The following is a 16221-nucleotide window of genomic DNA, read 5'->3' as shown; positions in this document are numbered from 1 at the left end:
AAGCAGTGACTGCTTCGGCGTTTTTTTTATGTGTGGACGTCTGTTTTTGACTGAGATTCTAGTAATCGTTCTGCTGAAACTGTTATTTTGTAAAATGTATACAAAGTTGTAGCCAAGAGGTTTTTTCTTTGTCTACATTGTACGCACAAGAACAACAGCGAGATCCTCAGCATGACGACTTCACCTGTTACGCCGTCTTCTACGTCGCGTCCGGAAGATGAAAACCTCGGTATCGGTGCCAACTTCGCTTATGGCCTGCAGCATGTGCTGACCATGTATGGCGGCATCGTTGCAGTACCGCTGATCATTGGTCAGGCCGCAGGGCTGTCGCCGGCGGATATCGGCCTGCTGATCGCGGCTTCGCTGTTTGCCGGTGGTTTGGCAACCTTGTTACAAACGCTCGGGTTACCCTTCTTCGGTTCGCAATTGCCGCTGGTCCAGGGCGTGTCCTTTGCCGGCGTGGCGACCATGGTTGCGATTCTCGGTAGCGGAGGTGAGGGTGGCCTGCAAGCCGTATTCGGTGCGGTGATTGCCGCCTCGCTGATCGGGCTGTTGATTACCCCGGTGTTTTCGCGCATTACCAAATTCTTCCCGCCGCTGGTCAACGGTATTGTCATCACCATTATCGGCCTGACCCTGATGCCGGTAGCTGCGCGTTGGGCGATGGGTGGCAACAGCCAGGCCGCCGACTTCGGCAGCATGGCCAATATCGGCCTGGCCGCGCTGACCCTGGCTACCGTGCTGCTGCTGAGCAAAGTGGGCAGTGCCAGCATCTCGCGCCTGTCGATCCTGCTGGCCATGATCATCGGTACCCTGGTCGCCGTAGCGCTGGGTATGGCGGATTTTTCCAAGGTGTCTCAAGGGCCGATATTCGCCTTGCCTTCGCCGTTCCATTTCGGCATGCCGACCTTTCACGTCGCGGCCATTATCTCGATGTGTATTGTGATCATCGTCACCCTGGTGGAAACCTCGGCGGACATCCTCGCGGTCGGTGACATCATCGAAACCAAGGTTGACTCCAAGCGCCTCGGCAATGGCCTGCGGGCTGACATGATCTCCAGCGTATTCGCGCCGATCTTCGGCTCCTTCACCCAGAGTGCCTTTGCCCAGAACGTCGGCTTGGTGGCTGTGACCGGGGTCAAGAGTCGTTATGTGGTGGCGTCGGCGGGCTTGATTCTGGTGACCCTGGGGCTGCTGCCGATCATGGGTCGCCTGGTGGCGGCGGTGCCAACGTCAGTCTTGGGCGGGGCCGGTGTGGTGTTGTTCGGTACTGTGGCGGCGAGCGGTATTCGCACGCTGTCCAAGGTTGATTACCGCAACAACATGAACCTGATCATTGTCGCCACCTCGATTGGTTTCGGCATGATCCCCATCGCCGCACCGACCTTCTATCACCAGTTCCCATCCTGGTTTGAAACCATTTTCCACTCGGGCATCAGCTCGGCTGCGATCATGGCCATTGCGCTCAACCTGCTGTTCAACCACTTCAAGACCGGCAACTCCGAGAATCAGTCGGTCTTCGTGGCGGCCAGCGAACGCACCTTGGGCTTCCAGGATGTGGCGGCCTTGAACGACGGTGACTACTTCAAGGGCGGTAAGTTGTTCGATGCTGAAGGCAAAGAAGTGCCGCTGGTCAAGGATGCCGCTAGCCATTAGGCCCGTTGCGCGACTAAACCTGAGCCAAGGGTGAGCCGGTACGCGTCGCCAGTAACATGAGAACGCCGCCTTTAAGGCGGCGTTCTCATGTGTGGCGGGTGCCAGGCTGCACAAGTGGGTGCGCAGCAAGAGCGTCTTAGGTGGGCAGTAGTACAAAGAACTGCGTGCCCTGGCCCACCTGAGATTTCACCCCGATGTAACCGCCGTGCAATTGCACAATCTCTTTGCACAGCGCCAGGCCCAGGCCTGCACCGCCCTTTTTGCGGCTGACCTGCACGAATGGCTCGAAAATCCGCGCCTGTTGGCGAAAGGGAATGCCCTCACCATCATCACTCACGCTTAGCTCGACGCGCTTATCCCGCCGGCGGGCACGTAGGTGCACCGTGCCGCCAGGGTGCGTGTGCCGCAAGGCATTGCCGATCAGGTTGTCGAGCACCCGTTCGATTTGCAGTGGATCGACCTGCAACAGCGGTAAGTCTTCTTCTGCTTCGAGGTGCAGCGTCACCTGTAACTGCGCTGCTTGCATGGTGAAACGCTGCTGGGTTAGACGCAGCAGCGGCTCGACGCTGCACTCGACTCGTTCAAGGCTTTGCAGGCCGTTCTGGTAACGCGAGAAATTCAGCAGATCATTGATCAGGCGTAACAGGCGCTGCATCTCTTCGTCCACGGTGCTGAGCAGGTCAGCCTCACGGCTGTCCTCGGGGTATTGCATGCGCTCCTGCAGCAGCGAGAACGCCATCAGCATGCCGGTCACTGGGGTGCGCAGCTCGTGGGAGGCGCGCAGCACAAACTCGCTGCGCACCCGCTCGAACGCGCGTTGTTCGGTGACATCGCGCAGCACCATCACCGCGCCGGAGGGACGTTCGCCGTCGTGGCTGACCGCCGCGAGGCTGTAGGCCAGCAGACGTTGCTCACCCTCGATGTCGACCTGCAGGTCGTCCAACGCCTCTTCCAGCGGTTTGCCTTGTAGCACCCGGTGCAACTGGGTTTGCAGGTCTGAGTGCTGCAGGGTCAATGCGGCGCGTTGGCCGAGTTGGCTTGCGTCCCAGGCCAACTGGCGTTGCGCCACCGGGTTGAAGTGTTCGACGTCACCTTGGCGATCGAAGATCAGCAGGCCATCGTCGATGCTGTCGAGTACCGCGTTAAGGCGTTGTTGCTCGGCTTTTAGGGCCTGGATATCACTGTTTTTAAAGGCCCGCAGCGCTTCGGCCATTAACCCGAAGCGCTGGCTCAGTGAGGCGATTTCGGTGACCGGGGGCGTGGGCAGGCTGACGTGAAAGTCGCCGCGGCCGATCTGGTCCGCGGCGATAGCCAGTTCCTCAATGGGTCGGCCAAGGCGGCGGGCAACGCTGTGTGCAGTGACAAAGCTGATCAATAACACCGCCAGGCCGATCAGGCCGAGCAGCGCGATAATCAGCCAGGTGCGTTCGCGAGCGTTCTGTTGCTCAAGATGCACCTGGCTGACGTAGTGCATTTGCATGTCATTGATGCGGTCGCGCAACGCGCGCAGGGCCAGGGTGAAGTCATCGTTTTTGAGCAGGTTGCGGCGTACCTCGGCGGGCGAGTCTAGAAACTTTTGATAGACATCATAGGTGCGCTGGATCGCGATCACCGCCTGATGATCGTTGGCATTTGTAGAGTCGTTTGCGGCTTTGCGCAGCCATGCATTAAAGCGAGCATCCGAGGCTTTCAATGCTGGCCGGTCGAGCTTGTCGGCAATGATCAGGCTGACCTGGATGCCCATCTCTTGGCGCAGGCCGAGTGAGGCATCGATGATGTTCATGTTGCGGGTCATGGCTTCATTTTGGCTTTTGCTCAACTGCCAGATGCTGAACATGCCCAGCAGTAACCCGACCAACGCGGCCGTGACCAAGGCTCCACCGCTGATGAACAGCTGGTTACGCAACCTCATAGGTCGAGCTGCTTGCGTTTGCGGTACAGCGTTGAGGCGTCGATGCCCAGTGTTTTAGCGGCTTGGTCGAGCGTGCCGCTATTGGCCATTACCGCGCTGATATGGGCTTTCTCCAATGCCTCCAAGCTCATCTGCGCGCCGGCCTGCGGGCTGTTCAACTCGGTATTGGGGGTGAGGCCGAGGTGGCTGACCTGCACCTGCTCCTCTGCGCAGAGGATGCTGGCGCGCTCGACCACATTGCGTAATTCGCGAATGTTGCCTGGCCAGGCGTAGCTGAGCAGCGCCTCGCGCGCCGCATCACTGAAGGCCCGCACGGGCCGTGCATAGTCGCTGACAAAGCGCGCGAGAAAGCGCTCGGCCAGCACCATGATGTCTTCGCGGCGCTCGCGCAGCGCGGGCAGGGTCAGGGTGATGACATTTAAGCGGTACAGCAGGTCTTCACGGAACTGACCTTGTTTGACCATCTCGTCGAGGTTGAGGTTGGTCGCCGCGACGATGCGCACATCAGCCTCGCGGGTTTGCGGGTCGCCAATGCGTTCGTAGACCTTGTCCTGAATAAAGCGCAGCAGCTTCGGTTGCAGGGCTAGTGGGAAGTCGCCGATTTCATCGAGAAACAGGGTTCCGCCATCGGCCTGGCTGACGCGGCCCTGAGTGCTTTCGGTGGCGCCGGTAAACGAGCCGCGGTTGTGCCCGAACAGTTCGCTCTCCATCAGCTCGGCGCTCAAGGAGGGGCAGTTGATGGTCACGCAGGACTTTTTCGCGCGCTTGCTCCAGCTGTGGATGGCCTGGGCCAGCTCCCCCTTGCCAGTGCCGGACTCGCCGAGAATCAGGATATTGGCATCGGTGTCGGCCACCTGCTTCGCGGTTTGCAGCACCGTCATCATGGCGGGGTTGTGCGAGTCCAAACCTTCGCCGGGCTTACGCGCATGGCCTTCGAGGTGCTCCAGGCGCTCGGCCATGTGCCGAGCTTCCAGCTGTTTGCTGGCAGCCAGGCGCAATTGCTCGGGGCTGCACGGCTTCACCAGGTAATCCGCGGCGCCGGCCTGGATCGCGTCCACAGCGGTGTCGATCGCGGAGTGCGCGGTAATCATCACCACCCGCATCCAGGGGGCTTGCACGCGCATGTGGGTGAGGACCTCCATGCCGTCGTCGTTGCCGAGGCGCAGGTCGAGAAAGCACAGATCAAACACCTGGCGCAGTAATAACGCGTCGGCCTGGGCTGCACTGTTGGCCGTGCTGACCTGATAGCCCTGGTCTTCCAGGCAGTAACGGAAGGTGCGCAGGATGGCGGGCTCATCATCGACTAGCAGAATGCGACCGAGGGGCTGTGAAGAGGTGTTCATAGTGCTCTCCTTGGCGGGGGTACTGAGGCTTAGTCCGTGATCTGTCGTGCAAGTTGCACGGCGCAGAGTAGGCAATCATGCAGCTTGCACACTGGTCGGTTTCTTTTTGCTTCCATAAGTAATTGATTTTAATGGTTTTATTATTTTCTTATGGCCTGGCATGGGCCTTGCGACAGTGAGGTGTAAGTCGCCCACAGCGACACAGACACTGCAATCCATTGGAGGAACTGCCATGCATAAGTTAAAGACTCTGGCCTTGGCCACCGCGACCGCCGGGATGATCGCGCTGGTGCCGTTCAGCGCATTTGCCGCAGAGGGTGATATGAGCCGTGAGCTCAGTGCGGCTCGCCAGGAAGGCTCGGTGTGGACTGCATTCGCCCTCAATCGTCATCTCAACCCGTTCGCCATTGATGTGGATGTCGAGAACGGCACTGCGACCATCAGCGGCACCGTGGAAAATTCGGTCGAACGTGATTTGGCTGAGCAGATTGCCCTGGGTGTCGAGGGCGTAAACAAGGTCAACAACCAGCTCAATCTGGACCCGAAGTTCGAGGCCAAAGCCAGCAGCGAACCGAATATGGCGCAGCGTTTTGAAGACGCCACGCTGGCGGCCACCGTTAAGTCCAAGCTGCTGTGGAACAGCAACACCGAGGGCCTGGACATCAATGTTGATGCCGAGAACGGCAAGGTGACCTTGAACGGTAGCGCGCAAACGCCGCAGGCCAAGGAGCTGGCGGGCCGCTTGGCCGCCAACACTGATGGCGTGCGTGAGGTGAGCAACCTGTTAAGCGTGAGCGCCGCCGACAGCACCGCGGCCAAGGCACAAGACGCGGCGGATGACGCGGCTGCGGCGATCAGTGATGCGTGGATTACCAGCAAGGTTAAATCCAGCCTGATCTACAGCCGCAACTTGGACGGCCTGAGCATCACCGTGGATACCCAGAACGGCATGGTCAACCTGAGCGGCCTGGTGCTGAGTAATGCCGAAAAACAATTGGCCGTAGAAACCGCGCGCAACATCCGTGGTGTGCGCGGCGTAGACGCTGATGCATTGCGCATCGAGAGCTAATTCAGCGGGCTGTCGCTTATCCGCGGCAGTCAACTTTTAAGGCGGTTACCGCCGCCGTTCCAGCCAGAGGAGCGTCACCATGACTGACAAAATCCAGCAACTGAACGAGCTGATTGAAATTACCCGTGACGGCCAGCGCTTTTATCAGCACGCCCACGACGAAGTGAAAGATGTGCGCTTGCAGGCGCTGTTCCGTGACATGTCACAGAACAAGACCGAGCTGATCCGCGCGCTGTCGGTAAAAGTCGCCGCCAACCAGCAGAAACCCGCTGACGGCGGCACCTTCATCGGCAAGCTGCGCCAAGTGTATGCCGATACCAAGGCCAACTTGGTCAGCGACACCGAGGCCACCTACGTGGCGCAACTGGAAGAGGCTGAAGACCGCATTCTGCATGCCTTTGAGGATGCGCTGGAAAGTGCCGAGCCGGGCGTGCAAGCCCTGCTCGCGGCCGAAATGCCCAAAGTGCGCGCCAGCCATGACCGCATGCGCAACCTGAAGCAGTCCATGCAGTAACAGCAAGCCCGGCCCGGTGTGGCCAGTGCTACACCGGGTCATCTCGCGCCGCGGCGCACACTTGAGTAGAGAAGGAGTTTCGCCATGTTGAGTTGGGCCATTACCTTTCTGATCATTGCCATCATCGCTGCCGTTCTGGGCTTTGGCGGTATCGCCGGCACCGCTACGGGTATCGCGAAGATTCTCTTCGTGGTGTTCCTGGTGATGTTTATCGTCTCCTTCATCATCGGCCGTCGGCCGCGCGGTTAAAGGAGTTCCCATGACCTTCAAGACGCTGCTTGCCGCCCTGTTGCTGGGCGGCAGTGCGGCGGCTTTGGCCGCGGATACCGATGGCCAATTCCGCCTTAACGAACTGCTCGCCAGTGACCCGGCCTACCAGCAGAGCTGGCAGGAACTGGTTGAAGACGAAAGCCGTCTGCCGGAGTGGGTGCTCAACCTCAATGGTATCGCCAGCCCCATGCAGGGCCTGGAAGACGACGGCGACAAATACCTGGTCGGCCAGCTGTGCGAAGCGCAAAACTGCTTCAACCAGCGCCTCTATGTGGCTTTCAGCTGGGACAAGGACGAAGCCTATGGCCTGTATGTGCAATTGCCCGACGGCCTGCCGGCGGACAAAGCGCCCAGCCAACACGCCACCCTGCGCTGGCTGGGTGAGCCAGACGAAGCGACTCAGCAGCTGCTGCAAGAGCAGCTGAAAAGCGACCCTAACTGGTATTAGTGGTGCGGCTGTGGGAGGGGCTTTAGCCGCGAGGCGTTCAGCGCCTTCAAGGTCAATCGCGGCTCAAACGGAGCGCCTCCCATATAACCTCGACATATCCGGCCCATACGCCACATGGGCGCGATGAAAAGCCCCAACACCACACCCCATCTGCATCAGCCGCGCTATCATCGCGCCCATTGATTGGGGAGAGACAGCATGCTCAACGGCCTGTGGCTGGGGTTTTTCGTGGTGGCGGCCATTGCCGGGCTGTCGCGCTGGTTACTCGGTGATGACCCGGCGGTGTTTGCCGCCATGGTCGAGAGCCTGTTTGCCATGGCCAAGCTGTCGGTTGAGGTCATGGTGCTGCTGTTCGGCACCCTGACCTTGTGGCTCGGCCTGCTGCGTATCGCTGAAAAAGCCGGCCTGGTCGATGCCCTAGCGCGGATGCTCGGCCCGCTGTTTGCGCGGCTGATGCCAGAAGTGCCGCGTGGTCATCCGGCTCTTGGTTTGATCACCATGAACTTCGCCGCCAATGGCCTGGGCCTGGACAACGCCGCCACGCCGATTGGCCTCAAGGCCATGCGTGCTCTGCAGACGCTCAACCCCAGCAGTACCACGGCCAGTAACGCGCAAATACTCTTTCTGGTGCTCAACGCCTCGTCGTTGACCCTGTTGCCGGTGACCATCTTTATGTACCGCGCCCAACAGGGGGCGCCTGATCCAACCCTGGTATTCCTACCCATTCTGTTGGCCACTAGCGCCTCGACCCTGGTCGGCCTGCTGTCGGTGGCGCTGATGCAGCGTCTGCGCCTGTGGGATCCGGTAGTGCTGGCCTACTTGGTGCCCGGCGCGCTGGCGCTGGGTGCCTTTATGGCGCTGCTCGCCGGCATGTCAGCCACGGCGCTGGCGGCCCTCTCGTCGCTGGCCGGCAACCTCACTCTATTCGGCATCATCCTGCTGTTTCTGCTGATGGGCGCGTTGAAGAAAGTGCCGGTGTACGAGGAGTTTATCGAAGGCGCGAAAGAAGGCTTCGACGTGGCCAAGAGCCTGCTGCCTTATCTGGTGGCCATGCTCTGCGCGATTGGCGTGTTGCGGGCCTCCGGCGCGCTGGAGTTTGGCCTCGACGGCATTCGCTGGCTGGTCGAGGCGATTGGCTGGGACACGCGCTTTGTTGAAGCGCTGCCCACGGCCATGGTCAAACCCTTCTCCGGCAGCGCAGCGCGCGCCATGCTGATTGAAACCATGCAAACCCAGGGTGTCGACAGCTTCCCCGCGTTGATCGCCGCCACGGTGCAGGGCAGCACAGAAACCACCTTCTACGTGTTGGCGGTTTACTTCGGTGCGGTCGGCATTCAGCGCGTACGACATGCCGTGGGCTGTGCGCTACTGGCCGAGTTTGCCGGTGTGGTAGCCGCCATATCCGTCTGCTACTGGTTCTTCGGTTAGGTGTACGGCAACGCTCTGCTGCGCGTCGGCCCTGCGGCGTTAAAAACGGGCTTGCAGGGCTCTAGCTCGCGAGAGCTCAGATAGGTTTATCTGATGGTTACTCCACCACCTTAAACCGCAGCACGCCAATCATCTGCCCGGCCTCGGTCAGCACCTGCACCTGCCAGCGGCCCACGGCATCGGCCGGGAAGTTCTGTTTGTGGGTCCAGGCGCGATAGCCTTCTTTGCGTCCGCCGTGGATATTCAGGGCGATGCGCTCGACTTCGCCGCCATCGCGGCGCCACACGTGATAAATCCGCTCATTCAACCCACGCGGTGCGTTGATCGCGGTGTAGGCGAACAGGCCCTGGCTGCGCAGTTGCGCCACGCTCAATTGCTTGATGCTTTCGCCCGGCGCGCGGTTCTGGTTGTCGAATTCGCTGGTGACCGCCACCTCGGTCAGCCATAGGGTCGCGGGCGGCACCCAGACGCGTACCAGCCAGCCGCCTGCGCCAATGGCCAGGGTCATCCCAATCAGCAGTAAGCCCCGCCACCAGCGTTGCACGGTGATGATCGTGAACAGTGAGGGAAACGACAGAATCACCGCCGCCGCTAACGCCAGTTGATAGCTCTGCGGCGTGGTCAGTTTGAAGATGATCGGCAGCGCCGTGAGTAGCACGGCGAACAGGGCCAGGGTGTGATAGGCGAGAAACAGCCAGCGCTTGGGCGCCAGCCATTTGTAGTACAGCGGGTCGATGATCGAGATCAGCGCCGCGCAAGCCAGTAGGCCGCTGAACAGCAACTGGCCGCTGTTCCAGGTGGTGGTAATAAAGAAGAACGGCAGAACGAAGAACAGGCTCTCCTGGTGGATCATCTGCGTCGCGTAGCGCAACAGCGGCGGCGGTAACTCGAAGCCGAACCACTGGGCGATGCGCTCGCGCAGGATGTTTTCCATGATCAGCCACAGCCAGCTGACCAGCATTACCAATGCCAGCACCCGCGCCAGTTCGGCCTGGCGCTCGACCAGCAGAAAGCTCGCCAGCCCCGAGGCAAAGCCGAAGATCGCGACCAGCCCGGGGTTGCGTTGTACCAGGGCGATCAGCTTGAAAAACTGTTGTTTCAGTGCGGGCATGGCTTGACTCGATTATTCCGACCAGACGGCCAGACGGTTGCCGCTGGGGTCTTTGAACTCAAAGCGCCGGCCACCGGGGAAACTGAAGATTGCCTGAGTGATCTGCCCACCCGCTGCGGCTACCTGAGCACACACGCCTTGCAGATCGGTGGCGTAAATCACCACCAGCGGCCCGCACCCCACAGTGCTGTCGGTGGTAAAGCCGCCCGTCATGCGTCCGTCGGTAAAGCTGCTGTAGTGCGGACCGTAGTCGGTAAAGCGCCAGCCGAAGACCTTTTCATAGAACTGCTTGAGCGCAGGCAGATCAACGGCGGCGAATTCGATGTAGTCGATCCGCAGGTTCTGTTCGGTTTGGCTCATGGTCGCTATCCCTAGGCGAACGATCGGGCGCAGAGCATAGCGCGCCCAGCACACCAGGGCGTAAGCATCTGTCGCCTTTGGCCATAGTGTTTGGCCAGCCTTGCCACTGCCTCCCCGCACCCCACCCGATAGCCTGCAATGGGTAAATACAGTCGGTAGAAACGCAGCCCCGCGTGCCACGTGGTCGCGCTGCATAGGGAGAGGTTAATGCGCGTTTTAATCACCGGTGCGGCTGGCTATATCGGCCAGCAACTGCTTAACCAACTGGCTATTCAGCAGCCGCAGTGGACACTGATTGCCGCCGATATACGCCCGCAGAACCGCGCGGGGATGAAGCTGAATATCGAGCCGGTGCTGCTCGATATTAGCCAGCCGGCGGCGGTGGAAAACTGTATAGCCACCTGGCAACCGCAGGCTGTCGTGCACCTGGCTTCGGTGGTCACCCCACCGCCCGGCATGAGCGAAGCGCACTTGCATGCCATCGATGTCGGCGGCACCCAGGCGCTGATCCGCGCGGCGGCGGCACATGGCGTTGAACAGCTGATCGTCACCAGCTCCGGCGCCGCCTATGGCTATGGCCCGCAAAACGCCGAGTGGCTGGACGAAGACCAACCGCTGCATGGCCATGCGCAGTTCGCTTACGCCAAGCACAAGCGCGAAGTAGAGCTGCTGCTGGCCGAGGCACGGGTGCAGCATCCGCAACTCAAGCAGCTGGTGCTGCGCCCCGGCACCATTTTGGGTAAGCGGGTGAACAATCAGATTACCGAGCTGTTTAAGCAACGCGCAGTGCTGGGCATCCGTGGTAGCGACAGCCGCTTCGTATTTATCTGGGATCAGGATGTGGTGGACATCATCTGCCGCGGCCTGCGCCAGCAGAGCGCCGGCATCTTCAACCTGGCCGGCGACGGCGCGCTGTCACTCAAGGACATCGCCGAACTGCTCGGTAAACCGTATCGCGCCCTGCCAGCCTGGCTGATCCGCGCCGCATTACGCGTGCTGAAACCCCTCGGCCTCAGCCCCTACGGCCCGGAGCAGGTGGATTTTCTGCGTTATCGCCCGGTGCTGAGCAATCGTCGGCTTAAACAGGAATTCGGCTTTAGCCCACGCTACAGCTCGCGCGAGGCGTTTTTAGCGTTCTTGCGGGCGCAGGGGCTTTGAGGTGCTAGAGCGCTTTCTGCCGAGCGCGATACTCGCCTGGCGTGAGCCCGGTCCATTGGCGAAACGCGCGGAAGAATACGCTGGGTTCCGAATAGCCCAGCAGCAGGGCAATTTCTGCGGCGGGTAAGTCGCCACTGCTCAGGTGCTGTTCGGCCAGTTGTCGGCGGGTGTCGTTGAGCAGTTGTTGGTAGTGGCAGCCTTCTTCGGCCAGGCGCCGCTGCAGGGTGCGCTCGCTCAGGTGTAGGTGGCGCGCCAGTTCGCTGCGGTCCGGTTCGCCGCGCGCCAACTGCTCGCCCAGCAAGGCCACCACACGGGCGCTCAGCCCGGCGCTGGGCAGCCGCGCGAGTAGGGCTTCGGCATGCTGGCGCAACAGCGTTTGCAACGGTGGGTTGGCCTGGATCAGCGGCGCGCTGGCCAGGCGGCGTGGCAGGACAATGCCGTAATCACTGGCGGAAAACTGCAACGGGCAGGCGAAGATCGCGGTGTAGCTGTCCAGTACGGGCGGCTGCGGGTGCACAAATTGCGCGCGCAGCAGCTGCCAGTCATCCAGCAACGGATGCAGCATCTGCACCCAGCAGGCCATCAGTGCCAAGACGCGGGTACGGGTAGCGGGTAGCTCGGGGTGCAGCGGGCGATAGAGCAGTTGCAGTTCATCGCCCTGTTCGTGCAATTGCACTTCGCCGCCTTCGCCCACCAGACGCTGATAGCGCCGCCCGGCGTCCAGCGCATCACCTAATGTGGGGCTACTTTGCAGCAGGTAACCGAGCACGCTGAACGGGCCGGGGGCGAGGTTGCAACCCAGGGCCAGGCCGGGTTCGGCTTGTTCGATGCGGCTGAGGTGTTGCCACAGCTGTTCCTGGGTGGCGAAAGGCACGCGGGCATCGGGGTCACTGAGCTGGCTGTCGCTGAGCGCGCATGCACTCATCAATTGGCTGCGATCAATGCCCAGGCGGCTGGCGGCATGCAGCACCGCGAGGGTGATGCTGGCGCTAACCGAGGTGTGGGGTGAGTCGAGCGAGTGTTTGAGCATGGCCTGATTCTGCCCAAAGCCGCGGCTCGGCGGTAGCGATATGACGCTCGGCGAGCGGGGCAATAAATACCTGGTTACCAGCGTTGTTCGCTATTACGTCGTGCAACCTGCGCCTGAGCGGTTAGACTCTTGTCCTTCCGGGCGCACTCAAAAGGGGCGTGCGGGTCCAAAATAAACAGAAAAGGAGAACTCCCATGAAAGGTAAATCCCTGGCATGGGCCCTGTCAGCTGCACTCGCGGGTATTACCCTGAGCAGCGCCGTACAGGCCGAAGAACAATTCGTGACCATTGGCACCGGCGGTCAAACCGGCGTTTATTACGTGGCTGGTCAATCTATCTGCCGTTTCCTCAACCGTGGCGCAGCTGACCACGGTATCAAGTGCAACGCTCCAGCCAGTGGCGGCGGCGTGGCCAACGTTAACGGTATCCGCAGCGGCGAATTCAACTTCGGCATCATGCAGTCGGACCACCAGTTCAAGGCGATGAAAGGCGTAACCCCGTTCGAGAAAGAAGGCGCGATGGATGACATCCGCGCGGTGTTCTCGCTGCAGAGCGAAGTGTTCACCATTCTCGCTCGCCGTGACGCCAATATCGCCAGCTTTGATGACCTCAAAGGCAAGCGTGTCAACATCGGTAACCCAGGTTCCGGTCAGCGCGACACCCTGGAAGAAATCATGCAGGTCAAAGGTTGGGACCGTTCGGCGTTCTCCCTGGCCGCTGAGTTGAAGCCAGCTGAGCAAGCCTCGGCGCTGGGCGACAACAACATCGATGCGATGACCTACTTCGTTGGTCATCCGAATGGCGCGATCCAGGAAGCCACCACCACCACCGACGCGGTCCTGGTGCCGGTGACCGGCGCTGAAATCGACAAACTGCTGGCGGCGAAGAGCTACTACACCAAGGCTGAGATCCCAGGCGGCGTGTACAAGGGCAACGATGCACCGACTCCGTCGATCGGCGGCAAGGCTGTGCTGTCTACCTCGGCCAAGGCCAGCCCGGAAGTGGTTTACCAGCTGGTTAAGTCGGTGTTCGACAACATTGATCGCTTCAAGCGTCTGCACCCTGCATTTGCCGACCTGAAAGAAGCAGACATGATCAAAGTCGGCCTCAGTGCGCCGCTGCACGAAGGTGCTGTGCGTTACTACAAAGAGCGCGGCTGGCTGTAAAATCTGAACTTCGATCTGCTGAGCGCAACATCTGTTGGATTAACAACAGTGTCTAGCTCGCTGGATCGAAGGCAGGTTTAAGACGGCCTTCGGCCTGGAAACAGGCTAGCGTCTATACATAAGCAAACCCGCAGCTGCGAGGCTGCGGGTTTTGCCGTTTTCCGTACTCTCGAATGCAGGTTCGACCCATGCATGACAAGCAACTGTCCACCGAAGAACTGATTGCCCAGGATGTGGGTGCGCGCACCCCTCTGGGGGCCATGGCCCAGGTGATCACTGGCCTGGCCCTGCTCTGGTCGCTGTTTCAACTGTGGATCGCCTCGCCGCTGCCGTTCATCTTCGGCATTGGCGTGTTCAACGACACCGAAACCCGCTCTATCCACCTAGCGTTTGCCTTGCTTCTGGCCTTCCTCGCCTACCCGGCGTTCCAGAAGTCGCCGCGCGACCGTGTTCCGCTGTTGGATATCGCCTTGGGCCTGGTCGCTGCCGCCAGCGCCGCCTACCTGTTTATTTTCTACCAGCAGCTGGCCTTGCGCCCCGGCAGCCTGACCACGGCGGACATGCTGACGGCCTGTATTGGCATACCCCTGCTGCTGGAAGCCACGCGCCGGGTGCTTGGCCCACCGCTGGCCATCATTGCTTTGCTGTTCCTCATCTACAGCCTGGCCGGGCCCTATATGCCGGGGCTGTTGGCGCACCGTGGGGTTAGCCTCAATGCGTTGGCCAACCACCAGTGGATCACCACCGAAGGGGTGTTTGGCATTGCCCTTGGGGTGTCCACCAGCTTCGTCTTCCTCTTTGTTCTGTTTGGCGCACTGCTGGATCGCGCCGGTGCCGGGCATTACTTTATTCAGCTGGCCTTCAGCATGCTCGGGCACTTCCGTGGTGGCCCGGCCAAAGCAGCCGTGGTCGCCTCCGGTTTGACTGGGCTGATCTCCGGCTCGTCGATTGCCAACGTGGTGACCACCGGCACCTTCACCATCCCGATGATGAAGCGCACCGGCTTCTCGGCCGAGAAGGCCGGGGCCGTGGAAGTGGCCTCGTCGGTCAACGGCCAGATCATGCCGCCGGTGATGGGTGCGGCGGCCTTTTTGATGGTCGAATACATCGGCATGCCCTATGTCGAGATCATCAAGCACGCGTTCCTGCCGGCGGCGATCTCCTACATCGCGCTGCTGTATATCGTCCACCTGGAGTCGCTCAAACTCGGCCTGCAGCCCATTGGCGGCCATCAGCCCAAGCCGTGGTTACGCCGTCTAACCGGCTTTGCCTTCGGCGCTGCTCTGATCAGCGGTTTATCGTTGGCGGTTTACTACGGCCTCGGCTGGCTCAAGCCGGCATTGGGCGATTTCGCCTTGCCGGGCATCGGCGCGCTGCTGGCGCTGGTCTATCTCGGCTTGCTGAAAATCGCCGCCAGCGTGCCGGTGTTGCCTGCCGAAGACCCCGACGCGCCGCTCGACAAACTGCCGCAAACGCGCGCCGTACTGCTGTCCGGTTTGCACTTTTTGCTGCCGGTGGTGGTGTTGGTCTGGTGCCTGATGATCGAGCGCTTGTCCCCAGGCTTGTCGGCGTTCTGGGGCAGCGTAATGCTGGTAATCATCCTGCTCACTCAGCGCCCGCTGTTGACCTGGCTACGCACCGACGGCACGCATGCTCACGGTTCGTTTATGGATGGCGTGATCGACCTGCGTGAAGGCCTGATTGCCGGTGCGCGCAATATGATCGGTATCGGTATTGCCACCGCGGCGGCGGGGATGATCGTCGGTGCGGTCTCGCAAACCGGGGTTGGTCTGGTCCTGGCCGATCTGGTCGAGCTACTGTCGATGGGCAACCTGCTGCTGATGCTGGTGCTCACCGCCATTTTCAGCCTGGTGCTGGGCATGGGCTTGCCGACCACCGCCAACTACATCGTGGTGTCCAGCCTGCTGGTGCCAGTGATCGTTACCCTCGGCCAGCAGAATGGCCTGATCGTGCCGCTGATTGCCGTGCACCTGTTCGTCTTCTACTTCGGCATCATGGCCGACGTCACGCCGCCGGTGGGCTTGGCCTCGTTCGCGGCGGCGGCGGTGTCCAAGGGCGACCCGATCAAGACCGGCATTGCGGCGTTCTATTACAGCCTGCGCACGGCGATCTTGCCGTTCCTGTTTATCTTCAACACCGACCTGTTGCTGATCGACGTGGACTTTTGGCACGGCGTGCTGATCTTCATCATCGCCACTGTGGCGATGCTGATCTTCGCCGCCGGCAGCCAGGGCTTCTTCCTGGTGCGCAGCCGCTGGTATGAGAACGTCATGCTGCTGCTGGTGGCTTTCACCCTGTTCCGCCCAGGCTTCTGGATGGACATCGTGCACGACCCTTATCGCGACATTCCGCCGGCACAACTGGCTCAAGCCCTTGGCGATGTTGAAGCAGGTAGCCAGCTGCGTTTACGCATCAAGGGTGAGGATGCCGTAGGTGATGCGCGCGAGTTCAGCCTATTGCTACCTGTGCCTGAGGGTGCCAGCGGTGATGAGCGTCTGCAGAAGCTAGGCTTACTGACTTACGAGGACGGCGACAAGGTGCTGGTCGACAGCGTGACCTTCGCCAGCCCCGCCGCCGAAGCCGGCCTGCAGTTCGACCAGCAGATCCTCAAGGTCCGTGCGCCTACCCAGCGTATGACCAAAGAGCTGATGTGGATCCCCGGCTTCCTGTTGTTTGCCTTGGTGGTCTGGTTACAGCGCCGCCGTCGTAAGTTAGAAGCTTAAGCTGCGGTTTGG

The 16221-nt window shown here is 60.8% G+C and carries 14 protein-coding genes; 9 read left to right on the top strand and 5 right to left on the bottom strand.

What is annotated here, in order from left to right; all coding sequences use genetic code 11:
- The first annotated feature begins 171 nt into the window (after positions 1–171).
- The gene (locus N1078_RS06405) at positions 172–1656 is read left to right on the top strand and encodes a nucleobase:cation symporter-2 family protein (RefSeq protein ID WP_274087375.1); all 1485 of its coding nucleotides are present in this window, start codon (positions 172–174) and stop codon (positions 1654–1656) included.
- Between the two features lie 136 nt (positions 1657–1792).
- Here N1078_RS06405 and N1078_RS06400 read toward each other — a convergent pair whose 3' ends face one another.
- Together N1078_RS06400 and algB are read right to left on the bottom strand one after the other, a co-directional pair.
- Positions 1793–3568 (bottom strand): ATP-binding protein, encoded by a 1776-nt coding sequence (locus N1078_RS06400; protein ID WP_274087374.1) that lies wholly within the window; start codon positions 3566–3568, stop codon positions 1793–1795.
- Positions 3565–4911 (bottom strand): sigma-54-dependent response regulator transcription factor AlgB, encoded by a 1347-nt coding sequence (algB, locus tag N1078_RS06395; protein WP_274087373.1) that lies wholly within the window; start codon positions 4909–4911, stop codon positions 3565–3567. Before algB ends, N1078_RS06400 begins: the two co-directional genes overlap by 4 nt.
- A gap of 232 nt (positions 4912–5143) precedes the next feature.
- Between algB and N1078_RS06390 the strand changes: the two genes are divergently transcribed.
- From N1078_RS06390 to N1078_RS06370, 5 genes are all read left to right on the top strand, one after another.
- Positions 5144–5980, top strand: a complete 837-nt coding sequence (locus N1078_RS06390; protein ID WP_274087372.1) for a BON domain-containing protein — start codon at positions 5144–5146, stop codon at positions 5978–5980.
- A 79-nt stretch (positions 5981–6059) separates the two neighbouring features.
- On the top strand, positions 6060–6494 hold the full coding sequence (locus N1078_RS06385; protein WP_274087371.1) for a ferritin-like domain-containing protein: 435 nt from the start codon (positions 6060–6062) through the stop codon (positions 6492–6494).
- A gap of 84 nt (positions 6495–6578) precedes the next feature.
- Complete coding sequence (locus N1078_RS06380; protein ID WP_274087370.1) at positions 6579–6743, top strand: DUF1328 domain-containing protein; 165 nt, start codon at positions 6579–6581, stop codon at positions 6741–6743.
- A gap of 10 nt (positions 6744–6753) precedes the next feature.
- Positions 6754–7212 (top strand): inhibitor of vertebrate lysozyme family protein, encoded by a 459-nt coding sequence (locus tag N1078_RS06375; protein WP_274087369.1) that lies wholly within the window; start codon positions 6754–6756, stop codon positions 7210–7212.
- Between the two features lie 198 nt (positions 7213–7410).
- Positions 7411–8640: a nucleoside recognition domain-containing protein gene (locus N1078_RS06370; protein ID WP_274087368.1), complete on the top strand. Its 1230-nt coding sequence runs from the start codon at positions 7411–7413 to the stop codon at positions 8638–8640.
- Between the two features lie 97 nt (positions 8641–8737).
- Here the strand turns inward: N1078_RS06370 and N1078_RS06365 are convergent, their stop codons facing one another.
- Both N1078_RS06365 and N1078_RS06360 read right to left on the bottom strand, forming a co-directional pair.
- Complete coding sequence (locus N1078_RS06365) at positions 8738–9751, bottom strand: DUF5924 family protein (RefSeq protein ID WP_274087367.1); 1014 nt, start codon at positions 9749–9751, stop codon at positions 8738–8740.
- Between the two features lie 12 nt (positions 9752–9763).
- Positions 9764–10111: a VOC family protein gene (locus tag N1078_RS06360; RefSeq protein WP_274087366.1), complete on the bottom strand. Its 348-nt coding sequence runs from the start codon at positions 10109–10111 to the stop codon at positions 9764–9766.
- 207 nt (positions 10112–10318) lie between these two features.
- On the opposite strand from N1078_RS06360, the gene N1078_RS06355 reads away from it, so the two are divergent.
- A complete protein-coding gene (locus N1078_RS06355; RefSeq protein WP_274087365.1) occupies positions 10319–11269 on the top strand; it encodes an SDR family oxidoreductase in 951 nt (316 codons plus the stop codon).
- A gap of 4 nt (positions 11270–11273) precedes the next feature.
- Here N1078_RS06355 and N1078_RS06350 read toward each other — a convergent pair whose 3' ends face one another.
- Positions 11274–12299: an AraC family transcriptional regulator gene (locus N1078_RS06350; RefSeq protein WP_274087364.1), complete on the bottom strand. Its 1026-nt coding sequence runs from the start codon at positions 12297–12299 to the stop codon at positions 11274–11276.
- A gap of 194 nt (positions 12300–12493) precedes the next feature.
- Between N1078_RS06350 and N1078_RS06345 the strand changes: the two genes are divergently transcribed.
- Together N1078_RS06345 and N1078_RS06340 are read left to right on the top strand one after the other, a co-directional pair.
- Positions 12494–13465: a TAXI family TRAP transporter solute-binding subunit gene (locus tag N1078_RS06345; RefSeq protein WP_274087363.1), complete on the top strand. Its 972-nt coding sequence runs from the start codon at positions 12494–12496 to the stop codon at positions 13463–13465.
- 188 nt (positions 13466–13653) lie between these two features.
- On the top strand, positions 13654–16209 hold the full coding sequence (locus N1078_RS06340) for a TRAP transporter permease (protein ID WP_274087362.1): 2556 nt from the start codon (positions 13654–13656) through the stop codon (positions 16207–16209).
- The last annotated feature ends 12 nt before the right edge of the window (positions 16210–16221 follow it).

The organism is Pseudomonas sp. MIL19 (assembly GCF_028680365.1).
GTDB classification, from domain to species: Bacteria; Pseudomonadota; Gammaproteobacteria; order Pseudomonadales; family Pseudomonadaceae; genus Aquipseudomonas; species Aquipseudomonas spirodelae.
The sequence above is the reverse complement of the archived record's forward strand: the minus strand, read 5'-3'. Positions and strand labels throughout refer to the sequence as shown.